The sequence below is a fragment of the Asaia siamensis genome (assembly GCF_014635085.1).
Taxonomy (GTDB): Bacteria; Pseudomonadota; Alphaproteobacteria; order Acetobacterales; family Acetobacteraceae; genus Asaia; species Asaia siamensis.
Genome location: NZ_BMCH01000006.1, coordinates 147,806 through 167,292 on the forward strand (window position 1 = coordinate 147,806; position 19,487 = coordinate 167,292).

General features: G+C 60.8%; 16 protein-coding genes and 1 other RNA gene. 9 read left to right on the forward strand and 8 right to left on the reverse strand.

All coding sequences use genetic code 11. From position 1 onward, the window contains the following. Positions 1-94 precede the first annotated feature (94 nt). A complete protein-coding gene (obgE, locus tag IEV53_RS11710; RefSeq protein ID WP_188427010.1) occupies positions 95-1,114 on the forward strand; it encodes a GTPase ObgE in 1,020 nt (339 codons plus the stop codon). Beyond that, the gene (proB, locus tag IEV53_RS11715; RefSeq protein WP_188427012.1) at positions 1,111-2,229 is read left to right on the forward strand and encodes a glutamate 5-kinase; all 1,119 of its coding nucleotides are present in this window, start codon (positions 1,111-1,113) and stop codon (positions 2,227-2,229) included. The genes obgE and proB overlap by 4 nt, the downstream gene beginning before the upstream one ends. A 68-nt stretch (positions 2,230-2,297) precedes the next feature. Here the strand turns inward: proB and IEV53_RS11720 are convergent, their stop codons facing one another. From IEV53_RS11720 to IEV53_RS11750, 7 genes are all read right to left on the reverse strand, one after another. Beyond that, positions 2,298-3,374, reverse strand: a complete 1,077-nt coding sequence (locus IEV53_RS11720) for an SDR family NAD(P)-dependent oxidoreductase (protein WP_229719854.1) — start codon at positions 3,372-3,374, stop codon at positions 2,298-2,300. 255 nt (positions 3,375-3,629) lie between these two features. After that, entirely contained in the window at positions 3,630-4,445 is an 816-nt protein-coding gene (locus tag IEV53_RS11725; protein WP_188427014.1) for a hypothetical protein, read from the reverse strand. A 66-nt stretch (positions 4,446-4,511) separates the two neighbouring features. Next, positions 4,512-5,747 (reverse strand): histidine-type phosphatase, encoded by a 1,236-nt coding sequence (locus tag IEV53_RS11730; RefSeq protein ID WP_188427016.1) that lies wholly within the window; start codon positions 5,745-5,747, stop codon positions 4,512-4,514. Between the two features lie 9 nt (positions 5,748-5,756). Then, entirely contained in the window at positions 5,757-8,300 is a 2,544-nt protein-coding gene (locus IEV53_RS11735) for a TonB-dependent receptor domain-containing protein (RefSeq protein ID WP_229719855.1), read from the reverse strand. Positions 8,301-8,393: 93 nt separating this feature from the next. After that, positions 8,394-9,269 (reverse strand): FecR family protein, encoded by an 876-nt coding sequence (locus IEV53_RS11740; RefSeq protein ID WP_188427018.1) that lies wholly within the window; start codon positions 9,267-9,269, stop codon positions 8,394-8,396. Then, the gene (locus IEV53_RS11745) at positions 9,266-9,766 is read right to left on the reverse strand and encodes an RNA polymerase sigma factor (protein WP_188427020.1); all 501 of its coding nucleotides are present in this window, start codon (positions 9,764-9,766) and stop codon (positions 9,266-9,268) included. The genes IEV53_RS11740 and IEV53_RS11745 overlap by 4 nt, the downstream gene beginning before the upstream one ends. Before the next feature lie 146 nt (positions 9,767-9,912). Then, the gene (locus IEV53_RS11750) at positions 9,913-10,212 is read right to left on the reverse strand and encodes a DUF2312 domain-containing protein (RefSeq protein ID WP_051395789.1); all 300 of its coding nucleotides are present in this window, start codon (positions 10,210-10,212) and stop codon (positions 9,913-9,915) included. Between the two features lie 241 nt (positions 10,213-10,453). Between IEV53_RS11750 and zwf the strand changes: the two genes are divergently transcribed. After that, positions 10,454-11,923 (forward strand): glucose-6-phosphate dehydrogenase, encoded by a 1,470-nt coding sequence (gene zwf, locus IEV53_RS11755; RefSeq protein ID WP_188427021.1) that lies wholly within the window; start codon positions 10,454-10,456, stop codon positions 11,921-11,923. A gap of 9 nt (positions 11,924-11,932) precedes the next feature. Then, the gene (locus IEV53_RS11760; RefSeq protein WP_188427022.1) at positions 11,933-12,406 is read left to right on the forward strand and encodes a hypothetical protein; all 474 of its coding nucleotides are present in this window, start codon (positions 11,933-11,935) and stop codon (positions 12,404-12,406) included. Between the two features lie 32 nt (positions 12,407-12,438). Here the strand turns inward: IEV53_RS11760 and IEV53_RS11765 are convergent, their stop codons facing one another. Beyond that, positions 12,439-13,431: an alpha/beta hydrolase gene (locus IEV53_RS11765; protein WP_188427023.1), complete on the reverse strand. Its 993-nt coding sequence runs from the start codon at positions 13,429-13,431 to the stop codon at positions 12,439-12,441. A 582-nt stretch (positions 13,432-14,013) separates the two neighbouring features. Here IEV53_RS11765 and rnpB point away from each other — a divergent pair. From rnpB to IEV53_RS11790, 5 genes are all read left to right on the forward strand, one after another. Beyond that, an RNA gene (rnpB, locus tag IEV53_RS11770) (RNase P RNA component class A) lies at positions 14,014-14,412 on the forward strand. A 462-nt stretch (positions 14,413-14,874) separates the two neighbouring features. Beyond that, the gene (gene mraZ / locus IEV53_RS11775) at positions 14,875-15,348 is read left to right on the forward strand and encodes a division/cell wall cluster transcriptional repressor MraZ (protein ID WP_188427024.1); all 474 of its coding nucleotides are present in this window, start codon (positions 14,875-14,877) and stop codon (positions 15,346-15,348) included. Further along, complete coding sequence (rsmH, locus tag IEV53_RS11780) at positions 15,345-16,346, forward strand: 16S rRNA (cytosine(1402)-N(4))-methyltransferase RsmH (protein WP_188427025.1); 1,002 nt, start codon at positions 15,345-15,347, stop codon at positions 16,344-16,346. Before mraZ ends, rsmH begins: the two co-directional genes overlap by 4 nt. Beyond that, positions 16,343-17,353: a cell division protein FtsL gene (gene ftsL / locus IEV53_RS11785; protein ID WP_188427026.1), complete on the forward strand. Its 1,011-nt coding sequence runs from the start codon at positions 16,343-16,345 to the stop codon at positions 17,351-17,353. Before rsmH ends, ftsL begins: the two co-directional genes overlap by 4 nt. Before the next feature lie 127 nt (positions 17,354-17,480). Continuing rightward, on the forward strand, positions 17,481-19,487 hold the full coding sequence (locus IEV53_RS11790) for a peptidoglycan D,D-transpeptidase FtsI family protein (protein ID WP_188427107.1): 2,007 nt from the start codon (positions 17,481-17,483) through the stop codon (positions 19,485-19,487).

Consider the following 19,487-nt stretch of genomic DNA (forward strand, 5'->3'; position numbering starts at 1 on the left):
AGACTGGCCACAACCAGTTGACGGGAGAGGCCGGTCCACTTGGGCCGGCCTTTCTTGTTTAGACCGTTATTTTTGGACGAAGACGAGACAGACGATGAAATTCCTCGACCAGGCCAAGATCTATGTACGCTCCGGCGATGGCGGGGATGGTGTCGTCGCGTTTCGTCGTGAAAAATATGTCGAGTTCGGCGGCCCTGACGGCGGTAATGGCGGCCGCGGCGGCGACATCATTTTCCGCGCCGTACCCAATCTGAACACATTGATCGATTTCCGCTACACGCAGCATTTTCGTGCCCGCAAGGGCGGCAATGGGGCGGGCTCCGACCGAACCGGCGCCAAGGCTGAGACCGTCATCATCAATGTGCCGATCGGCACCCAGATTTTCGACGATGACCGCGAGACCATGCTGGCCGATCTCGACGAGGACGGCAAGGAAGTGCTGCTCTGCAAGGGTGGCGATGGCGGGTTCGGCAATGCGAACTTCAAGACCAGCACCAATCGTGCCCCTCGCCGCGCAGACAAGGGCTGGCCGGGCGAGGAACGCTGGGTGTGGCTGCGCCTGAAACTGATTGCCGATGTCGGGCTCGTAGGTCTGCCGAATGCAGGCAAATCCACCCTGCTCTCGGTCTGCTCGCGCGCCAAGCCCAAGATTGCCGATTACCCGTTCACGACGCTGCATCCCCAGCTCGGTGTCGTGCGTCTTTCGGCGACCGAGGAATTTGTCATTGCCGATATTCCGGGCCTTATCGAGGGCGCGAGTGAAGGCGCTGGCCTGGGCGACCGCTTTCTGGGCCATGTCGAACGCTGCGCGATGCTCATCCATCTTCTGGATGGCACCGAGAGCCAGCTGGTCAAGAACTACCGCATGATCAGAAACGAGCTTGCCGCCTATGATGAAACCCTGGCCGAAAAGCCGGAGATCATCGTGCTCAACAAATGCGATGCCCTGACAAAGACCCAGATTACCGCCAAGAAAAAGGCGCTCGCCAAGGCGTCTGACGCTGAAGTGTTCACCTTGTCGGCAGCAACGCATGAGGGGCTGGCAGAGCTGCTGCGTCTGGTGCAGGATCGCGTCACCCAATACCGTCTGGAAGAACGCGAGACCTCTCTGTGACCAATCGACTGGCTGAAGCACGCTGCGTTGTCATCAAGATCGGCTCTGCCCTTCTTGTCGATGCCAAGAACGCCGAGCTTCGCCATCACTGGTTGAGCACAGTCTGCGAAGATATTGCGAGGCTGCGCGCTCAGGGGACCGACGTTGTTGTGGTGTCCTCCGGCGCCATCGCCCTTGCCAGGGTGCGTCTGGGTCTCATCGGGCGCAGGCTACGTCTGGACGAAAAGCAGGCGGCAGCCAGCGTCGGTCAGATCCAGCTCGCTCAGGCCTGGAGCGCAGCCCTTGCCCTACAGAATCTCACGGCAGGGCAATTGCTGCTCACACCCGGCGATACGGAAGACCGTGAACGTCATCTGAACGCGCGTGCGACGTTGCGCACATTGCTCGATCTCGGCTGCGTGCCTGTCATCAACGAAAATGACGCCATTGCCACGACAGAAATACGCTTCGGCGATAATGACCGTCTGGCGGCACGTGTGGCACAGATGATCGGCGCTGATACGCTGGTTCTGCTTTCGGATATCGACGGTCTCTATACAGCCGACCCGCGCCTCGACCCGACAGCCGAACATCTGCCGGTCGTCGACGCGCTGACGGAAACGATCATGGCCATGGGCGGTGCGCCGCCACCGGGCTACTCCTCCGGCGGCATGCATACCAAATTGCTGGCGGCCCAGATCGCAACCCGGGCAGGCGCCCGCATGGCCATCGCCTCGGGCCTTTCGCCCCATCCTATCAGCACCCTTCTGGATGACGGCCGCTGCACCTGGTTTCTTGCGTCTGAAGATGCTGGCTCCGCCCGCAAACGCTGGCTTGCCGGCGCTTTGCAGACCAAGGGGCGTGTCACGGTCGATCAGGGTGCCGCGCGCGCCCTGCTCAATGGCAGTTCGCTGCTGCCTGCAGGCGTCAAGGCCATCGAAGGCGTCTTCGCTCAAGGCGAACTGGTGGTCATCCTCGACGAGGAAGGCCATGAGATCGGGCGTGGGCTGACGGCCTATGATGCCGAAGATTCCCGCAAGATCGCGGGGCATCGCTCCGAGGATATCACGCGCTGCCTCGGCCATAGCGGCCGCGATGAACTGATCCATCGCGACGATCTGGTTCTGATCCGCTGAAATCTCCTACGCGAGAGATCAGACAGCCTTAGAAAAGAAGGCAAAGGGAGCGCAAACGCTCCCTGCCCTCAGGTCATGAGCGCGCTGTCGCCGCCATTCACCTCGAATTCGGCTCCCGTCGTCAGGGCAGATGCGTCCGATGCCAGAAAAACGGCGATTGGCGAGATATCCTCGGGACGCAGCCAGCCGACAGGCTGAACCTCACTTCTGGCACGGTCACGCCAGGCCTGGGCCGCTGTTACGTCGCCCTTGACCTTGTGATGGGCCTGCTGCTCGACGGCGACGAGACGCTGCGGATTAAGCGTGAGTGCCGTGCCGACAAGCCCGGGGATGATGGCGTTCACCGTCATGCCATATGGCGCGAATTCCATCGCCGCAGACTTCATGAGACCGATCAGCCCCCATTTCGAGGCCGAATAGCTGGCACCGTTCCTGGTTCCGTGCCGCCCCTGCATGGAAGAGACGATCAGTACCCTGCCCCCATGGCGGTCGATCATATGCGGTACGAAGGCGCGCAACGTACGCGACGTGCCATTGAGATTATTCTCGATCTGGTCGTCCCAGTCGGCATCGTCCATTTCCAGAAGCGGCTTCCAGCCCTGGATGGCCGCATTGGCGACCAGAATATCGATCCTGCCAAAATGTGCGATAACCTGTTCCGCTGCCGCACGAAGTGCCGCGATCTGCCGGATATCGGCCTTGATCGCCATGGCATTGCGACCGAATGCCCTGATCTGACGCACGGTCTCCTCAAGCTCGTCACCACTGGCGGGCACCGCATCGGCTACAGGACTGACCGGGCCAGCAATATCGAGAGCCACCACGTCAGCACCATTGGCCGCATATTCGACGGCAATGGCGCGCCCGATGCCACGAGCGGCGCCAGTCACCACAGCAACGCGCCCGGCAAGCTGCGAGCCGCGCCCCTGCTTGATGGGACCCGCGGTGAAAGCCGGTGGCGGTTCGGGGAGTGGCCCCAGAGGGCCTATGGCAGGTTTTTTCTGACCGACTGCCGCGACGGCACTTCTGATGGTGCCCGCTGTCATGAGGGCCGCGCCACCGACGAGCAATGATCGTCTCGGTCGCACGTGGTCGGCTTCATGCACCTCTTTAAGGCAGGTTTGCTGGTCCAATTTGCGGGTCATGTTGTTGTGACTCCTTCACCTCACCACTGGGATGGGTGTCGATATACTATGACACAAATCCAGGGGAGAGGGACCGCGTCCCAGCTTGTTTCTGCCGCGCAATCTCTCGTGACCAGCCGATGGTACGAGGCCCAGACTGGACGGGAATTTTCCGGCTATCGCCAGCCCGATTTAAAAAATGGTTTCAATTCCGCACGTTAAGGTGACCTGCCGCGCCGTTATCCTGAAGGATGGCACCCGCGGATACGGCTGCCTTCAGGGGCGCGGCGGCCATCTCAAGGTCGGCTCCGAGCGCACGCGACGCGCGCCAGCCTCTTCTGCCTGCCTGAGACGCTCTGCCTCTGCGGCGGCACTGCGCGAGGCCATCTCCTGACGCTGCACCCTCAGGCGCCAGGCATCGTCCTGATCCTGCACCTCATTTCGCGATGGGCCGGTATTTCCCTGATCCTGCGCCACTGGCGGCCTTGGGGGGCGAGGTGCCTCGCGCTGTGGCGGCGGATCGAAATGGGTCGGCCTCAGAATGCGGTGCACGCTCTCCTGAGCCCCGGACTCCGCATAGCTGTAATCGTCACGCGCCTCGGGCAAGGGCGCCGGACGCTCCCGGCGTTCCTCAAACCCGCCATCGCGCGGTGCCTCACGCATGGGAGGGACCTCTTTCGCGACGGGTTCAGGGCGTGGCGTCGGAACGCTGTCATGCATCGTTCGCTGGGCCGCCTGACGGCTGGCCTCAGAGGACCAGGGCATGGGTTCAGCCATGCGTGACGGCTCCGGCGCGCGGGAAACCGGCGTCACGACAGGCGCTGCCGGCTCGATGGGGGCAGAGCTTCTTCGGGGCGGGGCATAGACAGGCTCGCCCGACGGCCCCGTCTCGCTGCCACCCTGCGCGAGACGCATCGCGATGATTCGCAATTCGGCGCGTACCTCGTTGAGCTGCAACTCGACCTCTTCCAGCCTTGGTTTCACGCCAAAGATGGAAAACGGCATGAGGATGAACATAAGCCCCAGCCCCAGCAGGATAAAACCTGCCAGAAACTGCATCCAGAGCGGAAGGGAGAGAAGCGCTGTCGTCATAATCTGCGATCTATGCGAATTTCAGCGACTCCGCCAAGTGGAGAGTTGTACCTGAGACGTTCTCTTTTACTCCACAGGCATAGGCGCAGGCTTTACCGACACCATCATGGCGCCTCCATGGGCCTCATCAAGGCCGCCGCCATTGCGCAAGGCAGCCAGCGACTGGTGAAATATGACGACCCGATAGAGCGCGTGGCCAGCGTGATCGCGCCAGCGCTCGAAGGCAAGGGTCGTATCCGGTGCGGTGCGATCCGGCTGATCGGCAAAGGACCAGCCGAGCCCATAACGCGCAGCCAGCGCATCGAGTGTGGTGTCATGCCCGGCAAAGGCCAGAAACCGCGTTTCCCGCGGCACGATCGACCCATCGGAAAGCGTCACGCTCTCTCCGCTCAGAAACCGGTCGATTACGTCAGCCATGAGCCGCGATTTTTCCTTCACCAGCGTGCCCCGTCGGCGCGTCAGATCGGAAAGATAGTCATGCACTGGCAGGGCACGTTTCAGAAGCTCCGGTGCAAGAGCCTGTGCCCAGCGCGGGCCCGCATTTTCCAGGCCCTGCACATAAACGAGCAGGATATTCTCGGCCACAGACGCTGCCAGTGTCGGGCCACCTTCCAGAACCGCCCTGCCCTTTTTCTCGCCAATCGTCAAAGGTGTCGAAAAACACGGTGAGGTTCCGCCGCTGCATCCCTCGGGGGCAATCAAGTCCTGAAGAACCCTCAGGCCCTGATCGACAGATTGAGGGCGTGCTTTAACGTCATCACGCTGAAAAGACGCGGCTTCGGCAGCAAGGATTGTCCGGTTTCTGAAGATGAATTCTGGCGTGACCGCGTCAAACAGCGGATCATGCATGGCCGGAGACAGAGACCGTGCCATGAGATGCTGCGCCGGAACGAGAGTTTCAGCCATGATCTGCCCGCTCTGACGCGTGCGATCATCGGCGGAATCTGCCCATATCACGGGCGCTGCCTTGCTCAGGCACGGGCCCTGATGCCTGGCGCAGGCCAGATCGTAATGGAGGGCGATATCCTGCATCATACGCCCAAGCGTTACCCGGCCATGTTCGGTCAGCTGCCCCGGTGCAACAGGCCAGGCAGGCCAGACAACACCTGTTTCCTTCTCAAGCGCCTCTGGCCCATGCGTCGGGCTTCGAATGCCATGCCGCGCGACAAGCACGACACGTTCAAGAACAGCATGATCAGGGAGTGGTAGTGACGAGAAACCAACCGTCCCTGCTGAGGCAGGGTCCGCAAAACCGAGACCCAGCGAGGCAAGACAGGCAGCAAATAAAAGCGTCTTTGTCATGACTCTTCCTCAGGGCAGCGTCACGGTCAGGTTGAAGAACACGCTGCGCCCTGCCAGCCGCCAGTAGAGCGGTGCGCCATCGGGATAGCCCGCACTCGCTGCCGACTGGTTGCCTGCAAAATCGCTGATGGCGCGATTATTGAACAGATTGGCAATCTTGAGGCTCGGCGTCACGTCGCGCATGAACCCGCCCAGCTTCTTGAAATGCCAGCCAAGTGCGAGATCGGCCGTTGTCGTGCTGCCGATGCGATACTGATTGGCAAATACCGTATTGCCCGCGCTGTCGGTCGTGCTGTCGAGCCCATAATGATTGCCGACGAATTTCCCGATCAGTGACGCATACGGCCCCTTGTTGTCGTCATAGAGAATACCGAACGACGCCAGCACATTGGGTGTGGCCGCCACACGCACCGAGCTGTGCTTGTACTGGGCATCGTTCACGCTGTAATTGCCGTAGAGCGATACGCCATGGCCGAGCGCATACTGCCCCTCGACTTCAAGCCCCTTGTAGATGGCACCACCACTATTGACCGAGGTGCTCTGCGTGCCGAAACCCGGCACCTTGATCTGCGCAGACGCAATGAAATTCGAGAAATTGATGTAATAGGCATCAAAAGACAGGGTCCAGCGCTTCTGCTGCACAACTGTGCCGATCTGGTAATTCAGCGTGGTCTCGGGGCTGACATTGCCGACATTCTGCGTCTGGAACACGCTCATCGGCGGGGCAAGAAAACCCCGGGCGATCTGGCCATAGGCGCTCCAGCCCGGCAGGATGATCTGGTTTGCCGAGATCGACGGCTGCCATGAGCTGAATTTCTGTGTCGCGTTCAGCGGTACCTTGGTCGATTTATTGATCGCGGCGTCGTAGTCACGACGGAAATAGGAATATTTGATTCCCGGCTTGATGACAGTATTTTTGAAGGGCTTCCAGTCGAATTCAAGATAAGGCTGAACCGTCGTGTTGAAGTCTGAAATGTCATAGCTGTACGCTGAACCATTCTTGCCGGGCACGATCATGCTGTTCTTGCTCAGATCCACGGCATAGGTATAGCGGCGGTCATCCTGCAGATCGGCCCAGGCTCCCAGCAGCACATCGCCCTGCGACGTATGCGCCTTGAAGGTGAGCGTATCGCCGTAATCGCGAAACTTCGCATCGGCATATTTGCCGGGCACGTCGTTCTTGTAGGTCGCAAGCTTTTTGCCACTGGCAGAATAGAGCGTCACGCCATTGGCACCTGGATCGTCAGAGCTGGCATCGGTCGACTCCGTATAATCATGCTCGAAGCCATTGGTGTAGAGACGGTTTTCTATAGTCAGCCAGCTCAGCACCCGGCTCTTGATGTCGATGTAATCGAAATCTGCCGTGTAGGTGCTGGGTTGATAGCCGGAATAGCATTGCAGTGTCGGGTTATCGCAAAGTCCGTAATTCTTGCCGTATTTTTTATATTGCTGAAGGGTCGCCCCTTGGGTCGTGTTCTGGTTTTCCCAGTTATAGGTGGTCAGAAGGGTCAGGGTCGTGTCTTCGCCCAGCTTCGCCACATCCTTGAACAGCAGGTTATTACGACGCTCGCCCGAGCCTGTCAGATAGCCATCGGTTTCCTCATGCTGCAGATCGAGCACCATGGAGCCGAAGCGTGTCTTGCCTGAATCCACCTCGACGCCACCGGCGCGCGTGTTGAAGCTGCCATAGGTGCCATAAGGCGTGACGCCAAAATGCTGCGCCGGCGTGCGGGACTGAAACCCGATTGTCCCGCCAAAGGTGGCGTTACCAATGGTTGAGGCTGTTCCTGGCCCGCGATTGACCTGCACCTCGCCAAGAAAATGCGAGATGAACAGCGACGAGGTCGTGTGATGCAGATCGCTGGCATTACCGAACGGGATGCCGTCGAAGAGCATATTGTACTGACCATCCTGAAAGCCGCGCAGGCTCATGGTTTCGGCCTTGCCCATGCCGGGGCCGTTCGGGTTCTGCGTCCAGATGCTGGGCTGGAACTTGATGATGTCGTCCACACTTGCCAGTGGCACGATATTATTGGTGATGAAGCGCTTCTGAATGACGGAAGTCGGCTCGGTGATGGTCAGCGGCACTGTCGAGGGGGCCAGACGCTCGGCACGCCCGATAACCGTGATATGTTCCTGCCCCGTCCGGTCATCACGGGCGTCATGCCTGAAATTGCTGCCCCGCGCAGCCGACGCGATCACCACCACCCCATCGGCCTGCACATGCGCACTCAGACCTGATCCGCCCAGCGCGCGTTCAAGCGCCTTGTCGAGCGTCAGCCTGCCCTTGACCGCTGGCGCCTTGCGCCCGCGCACCTGATCGCTGGAGAACAGGATGTCGCGGCCAGACTGGCGAGCAAGCCCGGTCAGCACTTCTTCGAGCGATCCGGCAGGCTGGCTCAGGCTGAGCGTCTTTTGCGCGTCACCCTGGTTCAGAACGGCCTGCGTTCGCTCTGCCTGGGCAAAGGCCATGCCAGGCAGAGCGGTGAGGGAAAGAAGGACGACGGCAAGATTTCTGCGCTGGCATGGTGCGGCAGACGGGACACGGATCATCGGGGCAAATTCCATCAGGCTGCGGCCGGAGTGGCCGTTCCCCTGAGGGACGACGCAGGAATGCGATCCCTCACCCGTTTCGATCTCGTTTCATCAAAGCTTAACAATCTCGATCTGCGTCGGCCCGAACCTCACACGCAATGGCAGGAGATGGGCGAGCGCCTTGAAAAACCGTGCTGGGTCCTGCGTATGAAACACACCGCTGATACGCAGACACGCCAGAGAGGGGGAGAGGATCATCACGGGCCTGTCGCTGTAGCGCGCCATCTCCGCCACGGCCTGATCGAGCGGCGTATTGCGGAACAGGGCGCGGCCTTCGCGCCAGGCCATGATCTCATCAGGCCGGGCTGCCGCGACAACGCTGTGCTGTGTGAGGCGATCAAAACTCAGCGCCTGCCCCTCGCCCAGAGCCAGACGCCTCTGGCCGTGACCGCTCAGGCTCAGTCCCCCCTCGAGAACGGCAAGCTGCATGGCCCGGTCGCTGATCTCGAGCGCATAGCGCCCCCTGCCCCCCGATACCGACCAACCGCAGCAGCGAAACCCGGCCTGATCTTCTCTGAAGGCGAGCGCGTAGCGCCCATTGCCAATTGTCATCTGGTGGCGCGATGGCCCGCAGATCACGGCGCTACAGGCATCCATGTCGATATCCATTGTGTCGAGCGCGAGGTGGCGCCGCTCATGCCTGCCAGTACGGAATTCGCGCGCATCGGCGCCGGAAGGACCGAAAAGCGTCAGTGCCCCGAAAAGCGCACCGCATGACAGGGCCGCACGGCGCGATATCTTCCGCGACGGTTTCTGCTCGGCAAAACTGCCCGACTTCCAGATCTGCGAGACCAGCCCATAAGCCTGATGATGGGCCTCGCTCTCGCCCAGCCAATCGGCAAACCGGGCACGATCATGATCGGAGCAGTGCTCGGAAAGCAGCCTAGCCTGCCAGCTTGCTGCCTGTTCGACCTGGTGCGGGGTCATGAAAGCCCGTCATGCATCAGGGCAAGGGCCAGATGGGCCAGCGCACGGGCAATAGATTTCTCGATGGTACTGACGCTCAGTTCGAGAGTCTTCGCGATGCGGCCATAGGTCAGCCCATCGAGCCGGTGCATCAGGAAGATGCGCGACGTCCGGGCATCGAGCGCCGCAAAAGCGACGCGCACGCGCTCAAGCTGCTCGCGTCCAAGCAACACGCGTTCGGGGCCAGGCTGGAGGCAGACAGGCTCGATACCTTCCTGCGCATCGAATGAGGAGAAACCCACACGCTTCTCGCGCCTGGCCCGATCGATGGCCAGATTGCGCGCCGTGCGCAGCACATAGGCTTCAGGATGATCGATACCTTCCACGCCGCGCTCGAAAAGATGCATGAGGGCGGTCTGGAGCAGATCATCGCTATCCGACCTGCGGTTCTGTCGCCGGATACGCTCATACAGAGACGTCCATACGGACTGTCTTAGGCACCATTCTGCCGCTGACATTTGTTACCTGCCAGAAATGAGAAACCGGGAATGCGCGGTTCATATCAATGGCAGGTCAGCTTGTCAGCGCGAGAGGTGCGCTGTCTTCAAATCTTCACAGAAACCGCGCCCTGTTGCCTGAATGCAAAGAGGCGCGGCCGTGGCCCTTACATGCCGAGTGCGCGGCGATAGATGTCGAGAAGCGTCTCCTGCTCTTCGATCTCGTTGGGCTCTTTCTTGCGCAGCTTGATGATGTTCTTGATGGTGGCAACATCGAAACCGGCCGATTTGGCTTCGCTGAAGATGTCCTTGATATCGCCTGCAAGCGCCTTGCGCTCTTCTTCGAGACGCTCAACGCGCTCGATGACGCTCCGCAGACGATCGACGGCAATACCACCGACATTCGAGTCAGGATCAGCAGCCTGACGCGCACGGCTGGCGGCGGCTTCGTCAATATCAAAAGGCATGTCAGACATGGTGACCTCGAAAGCGGGGGTTGCACGCGGCCCTTCTGGGGCCAGAGAGCCACAAGCGCCCGGGCAGACGCTTGCGAAGAGAGGCGGCTTATCGCGGCTCGACAGGGCGGGTCAACGCATATTGCGCCCGAACGCCCTGCTTTGGGGCGCGTTCTCTTTGCTACCTTTACCCCATCCGGGCCCGCATGTCATAAGACCGCACTGCCCCATCGAGAACCGGAGAGCCAGGCCGATGACCCATTGCCACCAGGTCGCCCCTTTCGATTACGTCATTTTTGGCGCCACCGGCGATTTGACCATGCGCAAATTGCTGCCCGCCCTGTATTATCGCCTGACCATGGGACAGGTGCCGGATACGGCCCGTATCATTGGCACGGCGCGCTCACCGCTCAAGCGCAACGAGTATCAGACCCGTGCCCGCGACGCACTGAAGCGCTTTGTGAAGGCTGACGATTTCGACGAAGACACGGTCGATCGCTTTCTGGACATGATCCATTACGTGAGCCTTGACGGCTCCAAGCCGGATAGCAACTGGGAAGGCCTGCGCGAGGTTCTGAGCCACAAGGCAGAAGAGCATGTGCGCGTGTTCTATTACGCCACCGCTCCCGATCTGTACGGCGCCATCTCGAAGAACCTGCATAACGAAGGCCTCGTCACCGATGACAGCCGCGTTGTGCTGGAAAAGCCGATCGGCATCGATCTGAAGACGGCCGAAGAGATCAACGAAGGCGTCGGTCAATATTTCAAGGAAAGCAATGTTTTCCGCATCGACCACTATCTGGGCAAGGAAACCGTCCAGAACGTGATCGCGCTGCGCTTTGCCAACCCGCTTTTCGAAGCGGTCTGGTCGGGTGAGCATATCGAGTCCGTGCAGATCACTGCTGGCGAGCTCGTCGGTGTCGAAGGGCGCGCCGCCTATTACGACAATTCGGGTGCGCTGCGTGACATGGTGCAGAACCATCTGCTGCAGGTGCTCTGCCTCGTCGCGATGGAAAAGCCTGCCTCGCTTGAGGCCGATGACGTGCGTGACGCCAAGGTGTCGGTGCTGAAATCGCTCGTGCCTCTCGATGCGAAGACCCTGCCCACCAGCACGGTGCGCGCGCAATACACCAAGGGCCACAGCAAGGGCGCCACGGTTGAAGGCTATCTCGAAGAGCTCGGCCATGAGAGCAACACCGAGACCTATGTCGCCCTGCGTGCCGAAATCGACACCCCACGCTGGAAGAACGTGCCGTTCTACATCCGCTCGGCAAAGCGTCTGAAGGCCAAGGTCAGCGAGATCGTCGTTACCTTCAAGCCCTCGGCCACAAAGCTCTTCCCGTCTCAGCCGGAAAAGAACGTGCTCGTCATCCGCATCCAGCCGGATGAGGGCGTGTCGTGGCAGTTCAACGTCAAGAACCCGCTGGATGATGATTTCGGCCTGTGGGAAACCAATCTCGACGTGCATTTCGAGCGCGCCTTCTCCGTGCGTTATCCCGATGCCTATGAGCGCCTGCTGCTCGACGCCGTGCGCGGTTACCCTGTCCTGTTCATCCGTCGTGACGAAGTCGAGGCGGCATGGAAATGGGTTGCGCCGGTCATGGAAGCCTGGGCGAAAAATGAAGTCCCAATGGCTCATTATGCCGCCGGAAGCTGGGGCCCCGAAGAAGCCCGTCAGATGCTCGCCCGCGACGGGCAGGTCTGGCACGAAGACGTGGAATAAGGCGCTCCCTTGGCCTCAGATCCCAAAAACACCTCCCGAACCGACGCCCCCAAGCTCGGCTCGGGGCGTCGCAAGCCGCGCACGCTCAAGCAGCATCTCCTGCGCCGTCTGGTCGTGCTTGTGCCTGTCTCCCTTCTGGCCATTGTGGTCATGAAAATGGGCTGGCTCGATCAGGCAGCAGACAAGATCCAGTTCGATCGTCTCGCCTGGTTCGATAATACGAAGCTCGTCGAGCATCTGCGCGTCATGGTCACGCATAACGGCATGACCACCGTGCCCGCGAAATGCCTCGTGCCGATCATCAACGGCAATGATCCGCCAGAGGCAACGCGCGTCGATTTCATGCAGCGCAGCAATGATGGCTGCCCGGGCAAGGCGGGTACCTTCGATCGTCTGTTTACCATCAAGGTGAACAGGGCCGATCGCCTTCTTGCCACCGATCAGGGCTCGCCTGGCCGCTTCCACGCGATGGCGCAGCAATAATCAGGGAAAGCCGGGCTCTCAGCCCGGCTTTTTCATGTCGAGACCCGGCGCCCTCGACGTGCATCGTCAAAACGCTGGCGCAGGAAGCGTCCGCCCCGACGCAGTGCCCTTCTGCCATCGACCAGCGCCGCGTAGAAATTCAGAAAACCATGAATCGCGCGTGGGAAGCAGATCAGACGCACGCTCACACCAGCGTCTCTCAGCAGGCGCGTATAAAGCTCGGCCTCGCCCCGCAACGGGTCAAAGCCCGCCGTGACAATCATCGCCGGGGCAAGACCGGCGAAATCATCAGCGAAGACCGGCGCCAGATCCGGGTTGAGCATATCCTGATCGGATCGACTATATTGCCGACCGTACCATTCCAGCAGGCGTGCCGTCAGCATATAGCCCTGCCCGTAAATCTCGCGACTTGGCGGCGAGAGCAGCCCGCTGACGGTCGGGTAGTAGAGCAGCTGCGCCGCCATGCGCCCCAGCTTGTGCTCTCTGGCCCGATACGCCAGCACGGCCGCAAGATTACCCCCCGCGCTGTCGCCGCAAACCGCAACAGGCAGGCCCAGGGCCTCGGCCTGCTCATGCAGCCAGAGCAGCGCCCCCCACCCGTCATCGACCGCCGCCGGAAACGGCGCCTCTGGGGCAAGACGATAATCGAGCGACAGCACCATCGCGCCGGAATGACGCGCCAGACGGCAACAGATCCCGTGGTGCGAGACAAGATCGCAATGCACAAACCCGCCGCCATGCATGAAAAGCACAAGCCCGATAACCTCGCCTCTCGGGCGATAGAGCCGGGCAAGGCGCGTCTCGCTGCCACAGGGTACGCTGATTTCGCGCCATTCCCTGATCTGCAACGATGACAGCGCCTGCGGAAAACTCGGCATGCCCGTCATGCGACGCAGGGCCGCCAGAGATTCAGGCGTCAGGCTGGCAGGAAGCGGCAATCCGTCACGACCTTTGGCCGCTTTTTTTAGCCAGTGCAGAAAAAGGCGATAGAGCCATCCGGGACGCGAAACGGGCAAATCTGTCATGTGCCGAAGCTAGGGCCGCCTGCAGGAATTTGGCCAGAGAAATATACGTCCGGGTGAAAGCAAGACGCCCTTCCCGATCGAGGAAGTAATTCTCTGAGATCGCAGGCCTCACTCTGCCTTTCTCTCTGGTGCAGCTCCACCTGGTGCATTTTAGGACCTTGCCTAGGCGCGCCGGTCTCAGAATCTTCGTCGTACCGCTCGCCTCCCTGTCGGAACGACCCCTGCGGAGAACCTTCCACAGAGCACTAATGGGAATATTCCCCTCAATATCTCTGGGCACCGACTTTCATCATAGCGAACTGGCGAATATCTGGAGATAATCAGGAAATATTTGGAATTATTATTCCAAATCAAATGCAGGCGCAGACAAGAGCAACAACCGGTTGAAGAAAGCCACCTAACCGCGCTCCACTTCTTTTCCGGCTTACGACAGGCGACAGGCCCACGGAAAGTGGCCGGCCGCAATACGCCCCGCCAGACAGCCTTCTTCGCAGACCATTGAAAGCCCGAGAGCCACCAGCATGACATAAATTCCGTGCCAGCCGCTTGACCCCGCATCAGGCATCGGTCAGGTTGCGCCCGTCAGACGGTCGGGCGATCGCTGCTGCGTCGGTGCGAACCGGCGTGATGGAGGAAAGTCCGGGCTCCACGGGAGAACGATGCCGGCTAACGGCCGGCGGGGGCGACCCTAGGGAAAGTGCCACAGAAAACAAACCGCCTGCCCGGCTCTCGAGCTGCAGGCAAGGGTGAAACGGTGCGGTAAGAGCGCACCGCTCCTTCGGTAACGCGGGAGGCAGGGCAAACCCCATCGGGAGCAAGACCGAATAGGAATGGCGGATCCGTCTCTCACGAGATGGGATCAGAGGCTCTCCCGCCTTGTCATTCGGGTTGGTTGCGTGAGGCCGGTTGCAAGACCGGTCCCAGAGGAATGATCGCCCCGCCATTGGCGGACAGAACCCGGCTTACAGACCGTCTGACATTATTCTTCGCAAAAATCTGATAGCCTGATGCGTCGGTTTTCGAGCGCACCCGAGGGGCTGATCATTTCCATCTCGCCGCCATAACATCGTGCAATCCAGACCCAAGATTTCGCGCTTTTTACGGAAATAACAGCAAAAAATGCCCTTCCCCGACATAATCGCGCCTTAATCACCTTTTGTTCTTTGTGAATAAGATCAAGATAAAATTCGTCACGGCGCAGTCATGATTGCGACCACGCATCAAAAATGAGAACATTATAAGAACATAATATTTGGAGACCTCGAAAAAATCTAGGAATTCCGCCATTTTTCGGTGCGAATTGTTTGACGTCCCATAAAATCCCATGATATCCCAAAACTATCCCGGACGGCCCCAGAGACATGCAGCAAGCGGCCATGTCCTGCTCCGAACGAGAAAAGTCATTGGCAGTCACTCTTGAACGGCGAGGAGGCATCGAACGGCGTGAGTGTGTTTCTTGGCACGCATCAGAACCGTTTTGACGCCAAGGGCCGCGTGTCCATTCCGGCATCCTTTCGCGCCGCTCTTCGTGCTCAGGCCCAGCCTGAGGAAAGCCTCGTCATTCTGCGCCCCTCGCATCTTCACCCCTGCATCGAAGCCTGGCCCAGCGCCGCTTTTGCCACCCTTGCCGGGCCGGTTGAGTCGCTGGATATTTTCTCGGACGATCACGACGATCTCGCTGCCAGCCTCTATGCCGATGCCTATCCGATCGATGCAGACAAGGAAGGGCGCATCATCCTGCCGGATGTGCTCAAGCGTCATGCCAATCTCGTCGATGAGATTTCCTTCATGGGGCTCGGCCGTGTCTTCCAGATCTGGGAGCCTGAGGCAGGCGCAAGGCGTCGTGAGGAAGCCCGCACCCGCGCAAGACGCATGACCAGCCGCCCCACGACAAACACCAGCGAGCTGGCATCATGAACGCGATCGCCCCCCTCGCCCTGCTGACCCAGCACGACCCCGGCCATGTGCCTGTGATGCTGCCCGAAGTGCTCGACGCCATGGCCCCGCATGACGGAGGCCGCTATGTCGATGGCACATTCGGCGGCGGTGGTTATACCCGCGGCATTCTGTCGCGCGCAGCCTGCACTGTCTGGGGCATTGACCGCGACCCGACGGCGATTGCCCGTGCCGAAGCTCTTGCGGCCGAGCTGGCCACCAGCGCGCCATCGCACAAGCTCGTCGCCGTGCCAGGCACGTTCGGTGCCATGGCCGATCTGCTGGCTGACGAAGCCCCCTTCGATGGTATCGTGCTCGATATCGGCGTGTCGTCCTATCAGATCGACGAAGCAGAGCGTGGTTTCTCGTTCCGCCATGACGGGCCGCTCGATATGCGTATGTCGCAGTCGGGGCGCTCGGCAGCCGATCTGGTCAACAAGGCGGATGCCGACGAACTGGCCGATATCATCTATCATTACGGCGAAGACCGGATGTCACGCCGTATTGCCGCTGCCATCATCCGCGCACGTGCCGAAGAGCCCATCCATACGACGGCGCGCCTTGCGGATATCGTGCGCAGCGTTGTACGCCCTGACAAATCGGGCATTCATCCCGCGACACGCACGTTTCAGGCGCTTCGCATCGCCGTGAATGACGAGCTCGGCGAATTGCAGCGTGCGCTGGACACGGCCCCAGGCCTTCTGGCCGATGGCGGCAAGCTGGTCGTGGTGACGTTCCATTCTCTCGAAGATCGTCTGGTCAAGCGTGCCCTCGCCCAGGCGGCTGGTCGTGTCAGCCGTCCCTCTCGCCATGAACCCATGGCAGAGCGTTTCGTGAAACCCGACTTCATTCTGCCCCATACGCGCCCGGTTCTCGCCTCGGAAGACGAGATCCGCCGTAATCCCCGTTCCCGCAGCGCCAAGCTGCGCAGCCTGCTCCGCACCGTACCTTCAGCCTCTGTTAGGGGGTCTCATTCATGATCCGGCCATTTACGATTTTCTGCGCACTCCTTGCCGGCGGTTCGGGCATGTTTCTCTATACCAAGAAGCATGAGACGACCGTTCTGGATCAGCATATCACGACGGTCGTGCAGAAAACGGAGCGTGTGCGTCAGCAGACGGCAATGCTGCGCACGCAATGGGCCTTGCTGAACCAGCCGGATCGACTGAGCGCCCTCTCGACACGTTTCCTTGGCCAGCTGCATCCCATGGCCCCGACGCAGTATGTGCGTCTGGCCAGCATGATCGACTCCCTGCCCGCGCCCAGTACCAAGCCTGCCTTCCGCGATCCGCGCGAGAGCCTGAGTGTTGCCGTGTCCAACGCCCCGGCAGCGGCACCCGCTACCGTTGCGGCACCCAGGGCGCCTGAGCAGAGAGCGCCCGAACCCAAGGCTTCGGTCGCGCCTGCGTCGCATGACAACACGTCTGCGCTCATTGCCAGTGCCGAGATGCCGCATCATCGCCCTGCCCCTGCGGGCAATCCGGGCGCGGTCATCCCGGCTGCGGATGCTCCCGCAGCGCCGCGCCTAGCGCTCGCTTCGGCCACGCCCCACGTGGCACCTGTCGCACGCACGGCCGCAACGCCCCATTCGACACGCCTGATGCCCCCGGCGCCGCGCCCGACCATCGAGCTGGCCCAACAGAGCAGTCACCCCCATGTCGTGTCTGACGAACTCGGTCAGGCCGCACATCACAGCCATCGTTACGACGCTGTCGTTCATGCCACCACACGCAGCACAACGGCCCAGAGCAGCAGCGATGATCTGGCCGTCCGTCTGGCCACATTCCGTGGCAACCGGCCGCAGGCCACTGCCGCCACGACATGGCGCAATCCGCGCGTGGCCGCGCCGGCCCACGCTGCACGCCAGAATGTGGACGTTGCCATTCAGCCCGCCAAGCCTCATCATGTGCAGAGCGATTCCGGATCGTCTTCGTCTCTCGCAGGCTATGGTGATGCGCTGCCACCGCCAACGCCTCTCGCCAACTGAGCGGATATGAAAGCGCCTGAGCATGGCTGGCAGGACACCTCCCCCCAAACGGTCGGGCTATCCCGACGGCGCGCCTTCGCGCCCTGAAGGCAGGAGTCCCAAGCGGTTCAAGGCGTCGCTTGACCAGATGCATACGAGGCTAATCGGTGTCGGCCTCGGTTTTCTGTTTCTGTTCGGTCTGGTCGCAGGCAAGCTGAGCCTCGCAACCGTTTTCATGCCCATGGCTCCTGAGAAGCGTCAGATTGCCTCTCAGGTTCCTGAAATTCCCAAGAGCGACCCCAAAGGGCAGATTGCGGGCGATTTTGCCCTGCCTGACGTGCATCGCGCCAGTATTGTCGATCGCAACGGCCAGACGCTGGCCTTGTCGCTCCCTGTGGCGCAGGTCTACGCCAATCCGATGGAGCTTATCGACGCGCCCGATGCGGCGAAGAAGCTCAAGAGCGTTCTGCCTCAGCTCGACGAGGCCGAGACGACGCGGCGCCTCTCGCTCAAAAAGCAGTTCGTCTATATCGCGCGCGATATTTCGCCGGTGCAGGAAATTGCCATCAATAACCTTGGCATCCCCGGTATCTATTTCGAGGCAAGTGAGCGCCGCCACTATCCGCTCGGCCGTACGGCCGCACAGATTCTCGGCGGCGTGGATATCGACGATCACGGCGTGGCTGGTGTCGAACGGTTTTTCAATGAGCGTCTGAACAAGGATCGCACCCCGCTGCGCCTGTCGCTCGACGTGCGCATCCAGGCCGTCGCCCGTGAAGTGACCCAGGCCGCCATGGACGAGTTCCAGGCGATCGGCGCTGCGGCCATCGTGATGGATGTGAATACGGGCGAGATCATCTCGATGGTCAGCCTGCCGGATTATGATGCCAATGATTTCGGCCATGCGCCTGCTGATTCCCGCTTCAACAGGGCCGTGACCGGCATGTATGAGCCAGGGTCGACCTTCAAGCTGCAAACGGCCGCGATGGCGATCGAATATGGCGTGGCCCATATTTGGGACCGTTTCTCGACCATCCCGATCCATATCGGGCGCTTCACGATTTCAGACATCAAAACCGACCATTTTGCCCCCTGGCTGGCCTTGCCAGACGTGCTGGCCAAATCATCCAACCCGGCAGCCGCGCATATCGCGCTCGATGTCGGCGCCAAGAAGCAGCAGGAATGGCTCCGCACCATGGGGTTCTTCAACCGCGTGCCGATCGAGCTGCCCGAAGCGGGTCGCCCCATCGTGCCGTCATCGAAGAACTGGGGTGTTTCAACCGTCATGACCGTCGGCTTCGGTCACGGTGTGGCAGAGCCGCCGCTGGCGATCGTACGCGGCACAGCAGCGACCGTGAATGGCGGTATCCTGATCAAGCCGACGCTCGTCGCCCGCGATCAGGGCGACGACAGCAAACCCAATGATGGCACTCTGCCAGCGCCCGGCCCCTCGACGTCGCCTCCGGCGGCGCCTGCCGGGGCGGCTCCTGCAGGTGCGCCGGTTGTGCCTGCAGCGTTCAAGCCTGACGCGTCTGCGGATGCGACAGGCGATGCCCCATCTCCGCCCCTGACCCCCGAAGGGTTGCGCGTGGTGTCGGAGGAGAACTCGCGACTCATCCGCAAGATGCTGCGCCTTGACGTTACGCAGGGTACAGCCCGCAGCGCCGAAGTGCCGGGCTATTTCGTGGGTGGCAAAACGGGTACGGCAGAAAAAGTCGGCCCCAATGGCCGCTATCTCAAACACGTCAATATCTCGGCCTTCACCTCGATCTTCCCGATGAATGCGCCGCGTTATGCCGTTTATGTCATGCTCGATTCACCGCACCCGACACCCAAGACCCATGGTTTTGTGACATCGGGCTGGAACGCTGCGCCGACCACCGGCAAGCTGATCGCTCGTATCGGACCGATGCTCGGCATGTTCCCCGACACGAAAAATGCGGCAAAGATAGACGCCGACATGGCAATTCCGCTCGAACCCGGCATTCCACCAGGCAAGCGAGCACTCGGCCCGGGCAACGACCCTGGCGATCCGCGTATCGCCGCCCAGAAAGAAAAAGAAGAAAAGGTCGCCGCCAAAGCTGCAGAAAAAGCAGCAAAGCTTGCGGCCAAGGCTTCCGAGCGCAGCGCGCACCATTCCCCCGAAAGAGGCTGA

Bases quoted from the DNA above. Each gene is read 5' to 3' on its own strand.
- IEV53_RS11750 (WP_051395789.1), bottom strand. From the start codon at position 10,212: ATGCCTTTTGATATTGACGAAGCCGCCGCCAGCCGTGCGCGTCAGGCT.
- ftsL (WP_188427026.1), top strand. From the start codon at position 16,343: ATGATCCGGCCATTTACGATTTTCTGCGCACTCCTTGCCGGCGGTTCG.
- IEV53_RS11720 (WP_229719854.1), bottom strand. From the start codon at position 3,374: ATGACCCGCAAATTGGACCAGCAAACCTGCCTTAAAGAGGTGCATGAA.
- IEV53_RS11730 (WP_188427016.1), bottom strand. From the start codon at position 5,747: ATGACAAAGACGCTTTTATTTGCTGCCTGTCTTGCCTCGCTGGGTCTC.
- IEV53_RS11790 (WP_188427107.1), top strand. From the start codon at position 17,481: ATGCATACGAGGCTAATCGGTGTCGGCCTCGGTTTTCTGTTTCTGTTC.
- obgE (WP_188427010.1), top strand. From the start codon at position 95: ATGAAATTCCTCGACCAGGCCAAGATCTATGTACGCTCCGGCGATGGC.
- rsmH (WP_188427025.1), top strand. From the start codon at position 15,345: ATGAACGCGATCGCCCCCCTCGCCCTGCTGACCCAGCACGACCCCGGC.
- zwf (WP_188427021.1), top strand. From the start codon at position 10,454: ATGACCCATTGCCACCAGGTCGCCCCTTTCGATTACGTCATTTTTGGC.
- IEV53_RS11725 (WP_188427014.1), bottom strand. From the start codon at position 4,445: ATGACGACAGCGCTTCTCTCCCTTCCGCTCTGGATGCAGTTTCTGGCA.
- IEV53_RS11740 (WP_188427018.1), bottom strand. From the start codon at position 9,269: ATGACCCCGCACCAGGTCGAACAGGCAGCAAGCTGGCAGGCTAGGCTG.
- IEV53_RS11735 (WP_229719855.1), bottom strand. From the start codon at position 8,300: ATGATCCGTGTCCCGTCTGCCGCACCATGCCAGCGCAGAAATCTTGCC.
- IEV53_RS11745 (WP_188427020.1), bottom strand. From the start codon at position 9,766: ATGTCAGCGGCAGAATGGTGCCTAAGACAGTCCGTATGGACGTCTCTG.
- IEV53_RS11765 (WP_188427023.1), bottom strand. From the start codon at position 13,431: ATGACAGATTTGCCCGTTTCGCGTCCCGGATGGCTCTATCGCCTTTTT.